This is a genomic window from Phaeobacter inhibens DSM 16374 (assembly GCF_000473105.1).
Classification (GTDB): domain Bacteria; phylum Pseudomonadota; class Alphaproteobacteria; order Rhodobacterales; family Rhodobacteraceae; genus Phaeobacter; species Phaeobacter inhibens.
The window spans coordinates 2,818,403-2,832,070 of record NZ_KI421498.1 but is presented as its reverse complement, the minus strand read 5'-3'; the positions used below and the strand labels follow the sequence as shown (position 1 = coordinate 2,832,070).

General features: G+C 58.7%; 11 protein-coding genes. 4 read left to right on the top strand and 7 right to left on the bottom strand.

Features of this window, described 5'->3' with window-relative positions; translation table 11 throughout:
- Entirely contained in the window at positions 1-1,164 is a 1,164-nt protein-coding gene (locus INHI_RS0117305; protein ID WP_036767366.1) for an alkane 1-monooxygenase, read from the top strand.
- Here the strand turns inward: INHI_RS0117305 and INHI_RS0117300 are convergent.
- The 4 genes from INHI_RS0117300 to INHI_RS0117285 form a co-directional block, all read right to left on the bottom strand.
- Positions 1,125-2,537, bottom strand: a complete 1,413-nt coding sequence (locus INHI_RS0117300) for an adenylate/guanylate cyclase domain-containing protein (RefSeq protein ID WP_014881418.1) — start codon at positions 2,535-2,537, stop codon at positions 1,125-1,127. The genes INHI_RS0117305 and INHI_RS0117300 overlap by 40 nt on opposite strands.
- Before the next feature lie 179 nt (positions 2,538-2,716).
- A complete protein-coding gene (locus INHI_RS0117295; RefSeq protein ID WP_014876249.1) occupies positions 2,717-3,820 on the bottom strand; it encodes a site-specific DNA-methyltransferase in 1,104 nt (367 codons plus the stop codon).
- Positions 3,821-3,930: 110 nt separating this feature from the next.
- Positions 3,931-4,548, bottom strand: coding sequence for a ribonuclease HII (rnhB, locus tag INHI_RS0117290; protein WP_014876250.1), 618 nt, complete (start codon positions 4,546-4,548; stop codon positions 3,931-3,933).
- A 108-nt stretch (positions 4,549-4,656) separates the two neighbouring features.
- Positions 4,657-5,154: a hypothetical protein gene (locus INHI_RS0117285; RefSeq protein WP_014876251.1), complete on the bottom strand. Its 498-nt coding sequence runs from the start codon at positions 5,152-5,154 to the stop codon at positions 4,657-4,659.
- A 167-nt stretch (positions 5,155-5,321) separates the two neighbouring features.
- Here INHI_RS0117285 and INHI_RS0117280 point away from each other — a divergent pair, with 167 nt between their 5' ends.
- The 3 genes from INHI_RS0117280 (at position 5,322) to INHI_RS0117270 (ending at position 8,055) form a co-directional block, all read left to right on the top strand.
- Positions 5,322-5,627, top strand: a complete 306-nt coding sequence (locus INHI_RS0117280; protein ID WP_014876252.1) for a hypothetical protein — start codon at positions 5,322-5,324, stop codon at positions 5,625-5,627.
- Positions 5,599-6,300: a winged helix-turn-helix domain-containing protein gene (locus INHI_RS0117275; protein WP_014881420.1), complete on the top strand. Its 702-nt coding sequence runs from the start codon at positions 5,599-5,601 to the stop codon at positions 6,298-6,300. Before INHI_RS0117280 ends, INHI_RS0117275 begins: the two co-directional genes overlap by 29 nt.
- Positions 6,301-6,438: 138 nt before the next feature.
- Complete coding sequence (locus INHI_RS0117270) at positions 6,439-8,055, top strand: DUF427 domain-containing protein (protein WP_027248418.1); 1,617 nt, start codon at positions 6,439-6,441, stop codon at positions 8,053-8,055.
- On the opposite strand, the gene INHI_RS0117265 is transcribed toward INHI_RS0117270, so the two are convergent.
- The 3 genes from INHI_RS0117265 to INHI_RS0117255 all read right to left on the bottom strand — a co-directional run bounded on the left by INHI_RS0117265 (position 8,045) and on the right by INHI_RS0117255 (position 13,257).
- A complete protein-coding gene (locus INHI_RS0117265; RefSeq protein WP_027248417.1) occupies positions 8,045-9,079 on the bottom strand; it encodes an ACP S-malonyltransferase in 1,035 nt (344 codons plus the stop codon). The genes INHI_RS0117270 and INHI_RS0117265 overlap by 11 nt on opposite strands.
- Entirely contained in the window at positions 9,076-11,265 is a 2,190-nt protein-coding gene (locus INHI_RS0117260) for a thiamine pyrophosphate-dependent enzyme (protein ID WP_027248416.1), read from the bottom strand. The genes INHI_RS0117265 and INHI_RS0117260 overlap by 4 nt, the downstream gene beginning before the upstream one ends.
- A gap of 177 nt (positions 11,266-11,442) precedes the next feature.
- The gene (locus INHI_RS0117255) at positions 11,443-13,257 is read right to left on the bottom strand and encodes a BCCT family transporter (protein WP_014876257.1); all 1,815 of its coding nucleotides are present in this window, start codon (positions 13,255-13,257) and stop codon (positions 11,443-11,445) included.
- Positions 13,258-13,668 lie beyond the last annotated feature (411 nt).

The following is a 13,668-nucleotide window of genomic DNA, read 5'->3' as shown; positions in this document are numbered from 1 at the left end:
ATGACCACCCCCGAAACACTGCGCAGCTGGCAGTCCGCCCTGCCGTTCTGGCTGTCTTTCCTGCTGGTTCCCTTGGTGGGTCTGGCCGCAGTTTATGGCGGTTGGGCCATTTTGCTGCCGCCCTTGGCCACCTGGTATCTCTTTGCCGCGCTTGACGGGGTGTTCGGTCTCAACCTGGAGAACGCCGACCCTCTCACACCGGAGAATGACCTGCGCTGGTACTCCGCCCTGACCATGGCCTGGGTCCCTGTGCAGGCTCTGCTGCTCGTAGCCGCGCTCATCTATGTCCCGGCGGCGGAACATCTGTCAGGTCTTGAAAAATTTGGCGTGTTCTTCGGCGTCGGCGTCCTAAGCGGCACTGTCGGGATCAACTATAGCCACGAATTGATGCATCAGAAGAACAAGCTGGAACGATGGCTTGCGGATATCCTCCTGGCTATGGTGCTGTACTCTCATTTCAGGTCTGAGCACCTCCTTGTTCATCATCGCCATGTCGGCACCCCCCGCGACCCGGTGACGGCACGCTACAACGAAGGGTTCCACCGGTTCTATCCGAGAGTGCTACGACAATGCTGGCACTCCGCCTTTCATGCCGAGAGGGCCCAGCTGGCGCGCCGCGATCTGCCTTGGACCGATCGGCGCAATCCGTTCTTTCGCTACTGGATGCTACAAGGGCTCATGCTGCTGGTTGCGTTTCTGCTGGGCGGGTTCACAGGGCTGGTGCTGTTTCTGGTGCAAGCAGGTGTTGCAATCTGGCAGCTGGAATTGGTGAACTACGTTGAACACTACGGGCTGACCCGCAAATATCTGGGCAATGGCAAATTCGAACACGTGATGCCACGCCACTCCTGGAATGCCGCACATAAGGCATCGAACTGGTTGCTGATCAACCTGCAGCGCCATTCCGACCATCACTACAAGCCTGACCGACGGTTTCCACTGCTACAGAACCATACCACAGCCGACGCACCACAGCTGCCCTTTGGCTACCCGGTAATGACGATTGCGGCGATGATCCCGCCGCTGTGGCGTCGAATAATGAACCCGCGGGTGCGGCGTTGGCGACAGATGTACTACCCTGAGATCACCGATTGGAGCGCCTACAACAAGGCTCTTCCGACGGATCAGCGCCCAGAACCGGACCCAGCCAGAGCATCCGCCTGACGAGGCAGCACCCAGAGTGTCATCGGCAGCGTCAGCCCGCGCAACTCGCATCCGCGATGCTCGACAAAACCGGTTTGTAAATCTAGCTGGCCACCCTCGTTCTGCACGCGCTGCCGCAGCGCCTCACTGATCACAATCAGAGCATCCAGCTCGCGGGTCCGTTCCTCAAGCCGCGCTGCGATATTCACCGCATTGCCGATCACCGCATATTCCAATCGGTTGGCACCTATGTTCCCCAACACCGTCTCACCAAAGTGGACCCCGATACCAACGTGGATTTCAGCCTCACCATACCGGCGGCGCTCTGCGTTCCAATCGGCCAGTGACGCCAGCATGGCCCGCGCACAAGCCAGCGCATTTGTCGCATCGTGTGGACCGGCCAAGGGCGTGCCAAATGTCGCCATCAAACCGTCGCCCAGATATTTGTCCAGCGTGCCCTGATGGCGAAAGACTTCCAGCTCCATGCGGCCGTGAAAATCCCTCAAGAGATCAATCACCTGATAGGCGTCACGCTCAGCCGCGAGGCGGGTAAACCCGATGATATCAATAAACAGGATCGCCACATCCTGGCGCCGGGTTTGCTTCAACGGTTCATCATTCTGCGACAGCTGCTGCACCACATTGGGCGAAAAATACCGGGAAAGATTCGCGCGCTCACGCTCAAGACCGGCATTGTTCTGAATCAGCTGGTAAAACCGTCGCGAAGACACCCCCAATGTGACAGCGACCAGAAAGAACACGATCGCTTCCTGAAGCCGCTGGTGCAGAGCAAAGTCGTTTGGATCAACGAGAGGAACCAGAGACTGGTTCCCTTCGACCGCCTCCAAGAGCGCCGCACTCAACCCCGCCTGGGGCGACGCGAACCACCAAGCGGTGAAAGCCGCTGACAGCCAGATCAGCACTGTCCAGCTGCCGATTGCAATCACCGTGCGCCAGGAGTACGCCAGCGTTCCGGCCGCCAGAATGATGAAGAAGTAGATGAAATTGCCGTAGCGATACTGGATCGCCAGTGGCAGATCCTCACTGCTGAACGGGTTCGGTATGACCATGCCAGCCGTCATGATCGCCAGATCTGCAAAGATCAGCAGCATCTCTAACCGCGATTGCCCGACCCGACCCACTCGGCGGATGAGCCAGCCGTTCAGGCACAGCAACGCCAGAATGAAATGGTAGTACAGAACATCCCATTCGGGATTGACGTAGACCAGAAACGCCGCCGTGACCGCCATCGCAACCCAACGCGCCCGCACCGCCAGCTCCAGCCCATTGCGCTTGTGTTCGGTCAGCGCGTCCAGCGCATAAGGGCTCTCTTGCGTGAAAATCGCTTCATCGCTGTCCAATGCTGGAGCGGGGGCGGAGGCAGTTACAGCCATGACGTTTGTCCATCTATTGGCGCCGGTCTTACGACAAATTAGCGGTAGCTGCCGCCGGATGCACCCCATGAAGCGCCATGCCAAAACGAAAAGACCCCGCCGGGTTGGCGGGGCAAGGTAGGCGCCGTCGGCAAAGCGACAGCGCCTGCGGTTTCACACAGGTTGTGAAAAGGGTGGGATCAGTTTTGCAACTCTGCCCGAATCTGTTGGCGCAGCACATCGATGGGCACAGTTTTTCCGTCCCGCTTAAAGCACCAGTAAGTCCAGCCATTACAGGACGGTGCATTTTCCAGATGCGCACCGACCTGATGAATCGATCCCTTGATATTGTCGCCAATCAGCGTGCCATCAGCGCGCACCTTGGCTTTGTGACGACGATTCATCGAATAAAGCTCATCGCCCGGACGCAGCATGCCGCGCTCAACCAACTGCCCGAAAGGCACGCGCGGCTCGGCGCGTTTGCTGGCGGAAACCTGCAGCGCTTCACGGTCGAATTTGCGTACGGATTTAATACGTTTCTCCGCGACCTCACGATAGGCGGCCTCACGCTCGATCCCGATGAACTCACGGCCAAGCATCTTGGCAACGGCACCTGTCGTGCCCGTACCGAAGAAGGGATCCAGTACCACATCACCGGGATTGGTCGAACCCACAAGGATACGGTGCAGCAGCGCTTCGGGCTTTTGCGTCGGATGCGCCTTGTTACCGGCGTCATCCTTTAACCGCTCATGGCCTGTGCAGATCGGCATCACCCAATCGGACCGCATCTGCAAACCTTCATTCAACGCCTTCAGCGCCTCATAGTTGAAGGTATATTTCGCCCCTTCCGACTTTGACGCCCAGATCATCGTCTCATGCGCATTGGTGTAACGCTTGCCGCGGAAATTCGGCATCGGGTTCGACTTGCGCCAGATCACATCATTAAGGATCCAGAACCCTTCGTCCTGCACGGCTGTGCCGACCCTGAAGATGTTGTGGTAGGATCCGATCACCCAGATGGAGCCGTTAGGCTTCAGGATGCGGCGGGCCTGTTTCAGCCAGTCGCGGGTGAATTTGTCGTAGACGCCAAAGCTGGAAAATTGGTCCCAGTGATCGTCAACGGCATCCACCTTACTGTTGTCAGGGCGATGCAATTGCCCCTTCAGCTGAAGGTTGTATGGGGGATCTGCAAAAATCAGATCAACCGAATTTGACGGCAGACCGGACATCACTTCGATGCAGTCACCGTCAAGGATCGCGTTTAGCGGGAGCGCCTCGGCGCCCCGTGTCAGTGTTTTGTTCATTTGCTCTGCCTCGATAACCACGGCGCATTTTTGCGCTCATTTTGGTTGTCCACAGGATGAGTCATCGTGGATTCGAGGTCAATTTGTTTTTTAGAACAACGCGATGTGGTTCACTCTTGATACAACATCTTGTGTACTGGCTTGAATGAACGCCGATGATGTGGGGTCACCCCTAGGCTGACCAACGCCTCGCGATGCTGTTTGGAGGGATAGCCTGCGTTTTTCTCCCAGCCATAGCCGGGAAACTGTTGCGCCAAATCCACCATGATCCGGTCGCGCGCCTGTTTCGCCACTATGGAAGCCGCCGCGATGGAGACTGATTTGGCGTCACCCTTGATCACGAACTCCGCAGGCTGCAGCAGCCCTTTGGGGATCAGATTGCCGTCGATCAGCAGGTAGTCCGGTGCCGGGTCCAGCGCCGCAACCGCGCGCTCCATCGCCAGATGCGACGCACGTAAAATGTTCAAAGAATCAATCTCTTCAACAGAGGCATGGGCAATCGCCACCTCAGCCTGCGCAAAGATAGACGCCTCCACCGCCTCGCGCCGTTTGGCGCTCAGTTTCTTGGAGTCGTTCAGCCCCTCGGGGATATTTTCAGGGTCCAGGATCACCGCCGCAGCTGTCACCGGACCCGCCAGCGGGCCGCGCCCCACCTCATCCACGCCTGCAATGCGTATCTGGCCACGCCCATGGGCGGCCGCCTCTAATGTATAATCGGGATAGTCCATCCCTTGGTCTGACCGGGTTTTACGCTGAGTTTCAAGCCCGGCCACCCCACGAGCATAAAAAAGAGGGGGCCTAAGCCCCCTAAGTCTGCTCGAACCTGTGATCCCGCTTCAGCGACGGGTGATGCGATAGCCCCGGTTCTTCAGGCAATCGGGACGGTAACCAACGCGGTTGCGTTTGCCGTTCCAGAAAGTCACCTGGCAGGCACGGGGCAGCTTGTGTTCAAAACCGTACTGCTTACGCAGGCATCCCCGCCCCATCAGGGTCCGGCTCTGGCTGTAGCGCGGGAAATACCGCACGCATTGCGCCGGAAGGTCATAACGCGCCACCCGCGGCGGCAGTGGCTTGGGACGATGAGGGCGGTTGGGGCGACCGTGAGTCGGGCGGTGCGGACGGGTCACCTGCGGATGATCGTCATCGCGGTTGTTTTTCACAATGGCCCCGATGATGCCAAGAACGGCCAGACCCGCCAGGACCTTGGCAACATCTTCGTCCGCCCGTGCCGGCGCTGCTGAGAAGCCCGTCACTGCTACGGCAGCGGCAACAATCAGTGTGATGAACTTGCGATGCGGTTTGATATCAGCGCTGGAGCGGGTGCTGCGAAACATGGGATGTCCTTCCTTGAGATCTGAAAACATGAGGTCAGATGACCGATGCGTTCAGCTTGGGGTCAGTCCCCTCGGACAGGCAATAACGCGGCCCTGTTATCGAATATCAGCGCGCGCAATCACCTGTGGTTATTGAATATCCCGCGACAAATGCGCAGGGTGAGGGCATGAAACAGATCCTTATCTCCACGGCCCTGATTGCCGGTCTTGCAGCAGGTATACTCAGCGATGCACGTCCGGCCACAGCCGCCGAATGCTACGCCGACTACAAGGCAAAACAGGACGCGCCGCTGCGGCTGCACTACGGTGTCATCCAGATCGGCGATGCCTGTAGCAAACCCGCAGCCAAGGCGGAAATCTCCGGAAGGTTATCGGCGGCAGGCTGGACCTTGCTGAATGTTCTGTCCATTTTTGGTCCCGACGGGCTGGAGCAAAGGAAAGCGGATGCCGGACCCTATTTTCTCCGTTTCTGAGGTGCGCGCGGCAGGCAGCCGCGTCATCGCATTGGGGATTGCTACCATTGTTGCCCTCCTGGTCATTGCCGGCACCGTGCTCCTGCTGACGCTGCCGGATGCCAATGCGTTCAACGCCAGGGTGGAGCGGGTCTTTGTCGAAAATGACCTCACCACTCAGGCCGAGATCAAACTGCTGGAGATCCTCGCCCAATCCGGCACCGCCTTTGCCGATACGCTGACCAGCTATCGGATGGTGATTTTTGTCCTACTGGTTTTTGCCACTATGATGATGGTCGCCGCACTGGTGGTTCTGGCTATGCTGGTCATGCTGAACCGGCGCATGGTGCAGATCGAACGCGCAGGCATTCAGGTGACGGAACTGCTGATCAGCCGCGAGGAAAACACCGTCTATCTCAACACCATGGGCTTCAAACTGACCGCAGCCGCGATGGAGACCCTCGCGGTTCTGGCTGAAGCACGTTTGGATGACGATGTGCTCTCCGGTGCTGAGATTGAGGCGATGATCTCCGGCCGCCCTTCCGTCGATTGCGAAGAGGCCGCGGGCGCCACCCGGATCAAACGCCTGCGCGATACATTGGGCAATCAGATGGTGAGTGAGCTTCTGGTCAAGAATATCGCCAAACGTGGCTATGTTCTGTCGATCAGCAAGGATGTGATCCGCATGGTCTGAACGACTGCACATGGCGCCGATGCAGTCGGTGACCAATTGGCAGCCAGTGTGGAAACAACCCTGAGGTCAAGCCGATCAATTCCCCGTGCCGCTCTGGCATTTCTATCATCAGTCACCACATAATGGAGGGCAGGTCGCATGGCCCCCATGCTGGCCAATCAGCAGGAAACGACGCTTATGAACATGCGCGCCAATACCGCCCAACCCGCCTATGGCATCCTGATAGAGGAGCTGCGCGGGCCGGTTACCGCTCGCGTTGGTGGGAAGATCATCGCGCAAAGCCGCCGCGCAAAGGTGATGTATGAAACCCGCCAGCCTGCCGCGATCTATTTCCCCCGGGATGATATCCACTCCTGCCTGTCTGCAGCCAACGGTCATCAGACCTTCTGCCCCTTCAAGGGCACAGCCGGTTATCAAGATCTCCAACTTGGTAAAGACTGCATCGGCAACGCCGCTTGGTCCTACGACGATGCCCTGCCCGAGGCATCCGGAATTGCAGGTCATGTCAGCTTCATGCCGGACGCCAAAGTTGAAATTGACCTCGGTAGTAATCAGCTGGACGTTCCCGAATATGGTAGCATTTCCGGCCCCCTGATCGACTGGCTACTGCGTGAGGCGGCCTATCTGCCCACACCGGAGGAGTTTACACAGCGCCTTTCCGAAAAACTGGTGGAGCAAGGCGTTCATCTATCCCGCCTTTCGGTGATGGCCTGGTCTTTGCATCCAATGATCGCAGGCAAGAACTTCATCTGGAGCCGCGCATCAGGCAAGGTGACCACCTATGCGCCAAGCTATGAGATCCACGACCACCCGGCCTTCCAGAACAGCCCCCTGCGCCACGTTTCCAACGGGCTGGGCGGTATTCGTCAACGTCTGGATCTGGAACAGCCCAGCGACGCGTTTCCTATCCTGAACGATCTACGGGAGGAGGGCGCGACCGACTATGTGGCTATGCCGCTTCCCTTTTCTGATGGGCGCATCAACGTGCTGACAGTCGCCAGCCACCACCCCAAAGGATTCACAACTGAGAACCTGGGGCTGATATTCGAATGCTCTGCAGTGATCGCGCGCTACTACGAGGTGTTCATGCAACGCGAAAACGCCCAGTCATTGCTGGAGACCTATGTCGGGAAACGCACCGGCGCGCGGGTCTTGGGCGGAGAAATCCGGCGCGGCGATGGCGACGATATTGATGCCGCAATCATGTTCTGCGACCTGCGCGGTTCCACCCGTCTGGAAGAGGAACTGGGCCGCACCGCCTATATAGAACTGCTCAACAATTTCTTTGAGACCGCATCCACCATCGTACACGATCACGAAGGTGAGGTGCTGAAATTCATCGGAGACGCTGTTTTGGCCGTGTTCCCAGCTGGCGAAAGCCCGGCAGAGGCCCGCGCTCAGGCGCTGCAGTCCGCGCGCGCTATTGTCGCTGCGCTGGACGCTATGGGCGACGATCCCGGCCAGAGGCGCAGCGAATGTTCCATTGGTCTTGCCTATGGTGGCGTGACCTATGGCAACGTCGGATCGCGTGAGCGGCTGGACTTCACCGTCATCGGACAAGCCGCGAATATCGCGGCACGGCTCGGCGACTATGGCAAATCCTGTGGCCATACCATTGTGGTCAGCCGCGACCTGTTAGAAGCACCGGAACAGGCCACCCCGCTGGGATCTGTGTCACTGCACAACGTCTCACGCCCGGTAGAGGCTTTTGCCGTCTCCATGGCCATCGACCCAGGCCAGCGTTCTAGCGACTGACCAGCGCCCGCTGCACTGGATCACCCATGGCGACAACCAGTGGCACCTGCTCCTGTCGGGCCTTGAACGCCGCCTTATTAGATAGCCCTTGCCAGTTGATCTGTACCAGAGACTGCGCCACCGCTCCGCCCAGTGTTGTACCCGGTCCCGCAACGATAAACAGATCCGGCGCAAACTCCTGCGCTGCCACCTGCACGGCACGCGTAAAATCATAGGGTTCGACCACCTGCGTGTTCAGAGTGTAGCCCCAAAGCCTTTCCACCGTATCCGCACCCGGCCACCAAATCTGTCCGCGCCCGTCGACCAGCGGCTTCTTGGCGGGACCAAACAACGATTGTGACAGCCGTGCCCGACCGGTGGCAGCTACCGGAGCCTGCAGCTCCGTGTGGAATGCCGCATGATTGGCCAGACGCATGGGAAAGCGGTCTTGAACCGGGGGCACGGCCCGTTCGAACGCGTCAAGCCCCTCGGCATTCCCAGCCAGAACCAACATACCGCCCAGATCGATTGACAGCGACAGCTGGTGACCGGGACGGTTGGCGATGTCACTGACCAGCTGCAACAGCTCCACCTTGCGGCGACGATCCAGCTGCCAATCTTCACTCTGACAGGGATAGACCAGCTGCCCGCCAATCAGGTGCTGCTGCATCAGCTGGCCCATGGTGTTCACCACCTCAAACCCCGCCTGCGGGCTGAGCACGCCCGCCGCCGCCAGCGCGATATACCACCCCATAGAGTTACCGGTGACCGCGACAACGTCGATGTCCTCCGCAAGGGATTGCGCATCTGCGATGGCGCTGGCGTAGATCAGCGGTGAGGCCACGTCACCGCGCGTGTATTTCGACACCGAATAGCGTCCAGCCGCATCCAGCGCTGAAACGCGTTCCTGTCCCGCTGTCTCTCGCAAAGCATCAAACGCGCTAATTAGAGCCTGTTTCTCATTGTGATAGCGGGACAGGTAGCCCAGTTCCGTCTTGTTATAGGTGCCTCGTCCGGGGCAGATCAAAACAGCGGTCCGTTTCATGTCGTAACTCCCGTCAAGCGAAGGGCAGCAGCGACAATACTCTCCTTCGAGGGTAGGGTCGCCGCATAGGCGGGCCCCGTCGGGATGAAACAGTCCTCTGCCACGACACGCGCCATCGGGCGGCCCTCCGCCTCATAGAAAAGCGCCATCAGTGCCTCGGACTGGCTGCCAGTGGTGCGGCATTCATCCACGATCAGGATCTTGTCGCAGGCCGCCGCCGCTGCCAGCAGGGCCTCCTTTGGCAGGGGCGCAAGCCAGCGCAGATCGACAACACGGGCAGCCACCCCCTTGGCTGCGAGATCCGCCTGTGCCTGCGTCGCCAGATAGCGACCATTGCCGTAAGTGACGATGGCCAGATCGGTCCCATCCCCATGCACACCGACCTCCCCCAGTGCGATCCGCTGATCCAATGCCGGGTAGTGACGCATCCAGCCGCCGTCCTTCGGCTCATGCAGATCCCGCATCGGATAAAGCGCGATAGGTTCAACGAAGACCACAACCCGCTGCTCCTCCCGCGCGAGCCGCACTGCCTCGCGCAACATCATGGCGGCCTCTGCCCCATCTGAGGGGCAGGCAATCACAATGCCCGGAATATCGCGCAGAACCGCGAGTGAGTTGTCATTGTGGAAATGGCCGCCAAAACCTTTCTGATACCCAAGCCCTGCAATACGCAGCACCATCGGATTACTGAACTGGCCGTTGGAGAAAAACGGCAATGTCGCGGCCTCTCCCCGGATCTGATCTTCCGCATTGTGCAGATAGGCCAAGAACTGGATCTCTGGGATCGGCACGAATCCGTTGTGCCCCATGCCGATAGCAAGACCAAGGATCGACTGCTCATCCAGCAGCGTATCGATCACCCGATCTTGGCCAAACCGTTGCTGCAGTTTTTGGGTGACACCATAGACACCTCCCTTGCGGCCCACATCCTCGCCCATGGCGACCAGCTCACCATGCTCCAGCATCAGGTCTGTGAGCGCCCAGTTGATCAAGCGGCTCATCGGCTGCGGATCTGCCTGAGCGCGCAGGTCACTGCCCAGCACCTCTGCCCGGGCCTCAGCACTTGGTCCGTTCGTCGATCGGCACGCCCGGGCTGGCGGAACCAGGCTCGCGTTCACCTCATTCGCCGTTTTCAGATGGGGGCGGGTGACAGCCTCCGTTCGGATCCGCTCCACCCGTGCACAAGTCTCAGTATAAATCTCCAACGCGGCCTCGCAGGACAACGCGCCAACTTCTGACAACAGGCGCACCGAATGCAGCAGCGGATCATTGGCCTCATCCGCTTCTACCTCAGCCTTGCTCAGATAGGTTGTCGGCACATCGGCCCCTGCGTGACCATAGAGCCGGACAGTACGCAGATGCAGGAAAGCAGGCTTGCGCCGCAGTCGCACATATTCTGCCGCCGCCTGCGCGGTTGCGTAGGCATCATGCATATTCAGCCCATCGGCCTGAAAATAGCGCATGCCCGGACGATGGGACATCGACGCCTCAATCCAGCCCTTCGGTGTCTTGACCGAAATGCCGATCCCGTTGTCCTCGCAGACGAACAGAAGCGGCAGGGGTGTCGACTGCACAGACGTCCAGCACGCCGTATTGATAGCACCCTGCGCTGTGGAATGATTGGCAGAGGCGTCACCAAAGGAACACATCACCAGCCCGTCTTCGGCCAGAACCCGATGTTCCGGATCGTGACGCCGCGCCGCACCGATGGAGTAGGCCGCGCCGACCGCCTTTGGCAGGTGGCTGGCGATGGTGGAGGTTTGCGGCGGGATCATCAACGCTTTGGACCCCAGCACCTTATGCCGCCCGCCTGATATGGGATCTTCAGCGGAGCAAGCAAAGGACAGCAGCATATCCCAGGCAATACTCTGCCCCGGCACTTGGCCTGCACGGGCAATCTGAAACGCCGCATCGCGATAATGCAAAAAGGCCATGTCATCGGGCCGCAGCGACCGCGCCACTGCCGCCATGCCCTCATGACCGGACGACCCGATGGTATAGAACCCCTGCCCCGCCTTCTGCATCGCCCGACTTGTGCGATCCAGTGCCCGGCTCAGTACCTGCGCACGAAAGATCGCCACCGCTTCACTGGGCGTCAAGCCGCCGTCGGGCGAGGCTCCCGGTGGCAGGGAACCTCTCCGCACTCGCTCAAGGAAATTTTGATGTACGATCTCGGCGCGATCCATGGCCTTACCTCTGACAGTTCAATGGCTTTATCACCCAAATACGCCAGTCTTACCAATGAGATTACCGCCGCCACCTATGAGCATCACTCATAGGTTTTTGACCTTATCACCATCCAATAACGACAAAGGCCGCGCCGGGGCGCGACCTTTGCTCTCAATTCAGAAACTGAACCGTGGTTAGTCTGCTTTGGCCCGCAGACTGTCGCGGTACAGCGCTTTCGCCAGCGAGATCATCATGAAGACCATGACGATGGTGAACGGCAGCGCCCCGATAATCATCGCGTTCTGCAAAGCCCCAAAAGGATTGGAAGCCGTCCCGCTGTTGCCTGCGATGATCAGCGCGCCGATCACGGAGGTCAGGATAAGACCCCAGATGATGCGGTGCTTGATGCCGGTTTCCTGCTCCCCGCCGGACATAATGGTGTTCATCACCAAAATACCTGAGTCCGCCGACGTGACCAGAAAGGTCATGATCAGCACAACACACATCACGGTGATGGCGGACAGGAAACCACCCGAAATCATCTGCTCTAGCGTTGCAAACAGTTTGGCCGTGTTGGTGGCCCCGATGATTGATCCCGCAGCACCGCCATTCAACTCCAGATCAATCGCGGTGCCGCCCAGAATGGTCATCCACAGGAAGCAAACGATGGCAGGCGCGATCACACAGCCCAGAATGAACTCACGCACGGTGCGGCCCTTGGAAATGCGCGCCAGAAACAAACCGACAAAGGGCGAGAACGCAATCCACCAGGCCCAGTAGAATGTCGTCCAACCGGCCTGCCAGCCGAACTGGCGACCGGGTTCACCGGCAGCATAGACAGCGTTTGCATCCAGCGCTGCTGCTGAGGCCGGCAACCCTTCGGTGAAGCCACCCAACGATCCCCACGGCGATGTTGCTGAACCGTAGACCGTGCTCAGATCTTCCGCGGGCAAAGCCTGCGCCGCATCAGGCAACGCCGCAGCAAAGGCCTCAGCTGATTGCGGACCATAGGCACCAAACGACATCTGGGTAAAGTGAAGGATATAGTCCACCAACCCGCTGCCAAATTTGGTCATCGCAAAGAAGAACGAGCCGAAGAACACAAAGGTCAGCAGCAGAATGACCGAAAGCACGAGGTTAAGGTTGGAGAGGTATTTGATCCCACGACCCACGCCTGATACCGCCGACAGGATCGACAGACCCATGATCACAAACAAAGCCGACAACAGGCCCACCGTGCTGGGCTTCGGGGCTTCGGTATCGCCGTTCATCAGCCATTCCATGCCCGAGACCGCATAGACGCCGTCGACAAACTGGCTAACACCAAAACCGATGGTGACCGAAACGCCCAGGATCGTGGCAACCACGCCCAGCACATCAACCAGATGACCGACAAACCCGTTTGCAGCCTTACCCAGCAACGGCGTCAGCGCCGAGCGGATGGTCAGCGGCATATCGCGCGTGTAGGCGTAATAGGCGAGCGACAGACCGGTCAGCACATAGATCGCCCAGGCATGGAACCCATAATGCAGGAAGGTATAGCGATAGGCCGATTGCACCGCTTCTTCGCTGTTGGCCGCCACGGCACCTGACAGAACAACCGGGTTTGACCCCCAAAGGCCCAGCGGCTCAGCCGTTGCGAAAACCATCAGACCAACGCCCAGACCAGCGCCGAACATCATCGAGAACCAAGAGAAATTGGAAAACTCAGGCGCGGCATCCGCAGGACCCAGTTTTTTGCTTCCTGTGGCAGGCAGGATTGCCAGCACAAACAGGAAAAAGGCAAACGCCCCCACTGAAACGATGTAAAAGGCGTTGAATCCATTCAACAGTTCACTGTTAACCCAAGACAGAATGCCGCTGGCCTTGCTTGGCCAGACCAAGGCCCATAGGACCAGCGTCGTCATGATGATCTTACTGATCAATGCGATAGGAAGGCTGTGGCCTTCGTAGAACCCGGATGGAGCCGTTTCGATCTCCAACTCGGTAAATGGTGGCTTGATTGACATGATCGTTCCCTGATGAGTGTAGCACGTCTTTTTTTCGATCCCGTCTCACCCTGACGCTCAGATGGCGGGCTGGTCTCCGCCTGCACAGAGGAACTGCGCAGGTTTCAATTAAATGATGATGGACTGCAGGCAACTTCGGAAAATGCGCGCGCCCCCTTGGCTGCGATGCATCCCATCGGCGTTGCCAGAACGGCAGTTCCGGTTGATCTTCCTTTCCTCTGCCGTCCTCGGCGCGGCGTCACCATGCATTTGGCCAATACTAGCCAAATACAGCACGCCAAGCACTTCGAATAAAATGTAGTGAATTTCAGATTATCTAAATCCACCGCGACACGCCGTGAATGATCAGCCAGTCAAAGGCGTGATGAATGCGGTTTTCGACCATGACAGCAGTCGAAAGCGACAGATTGG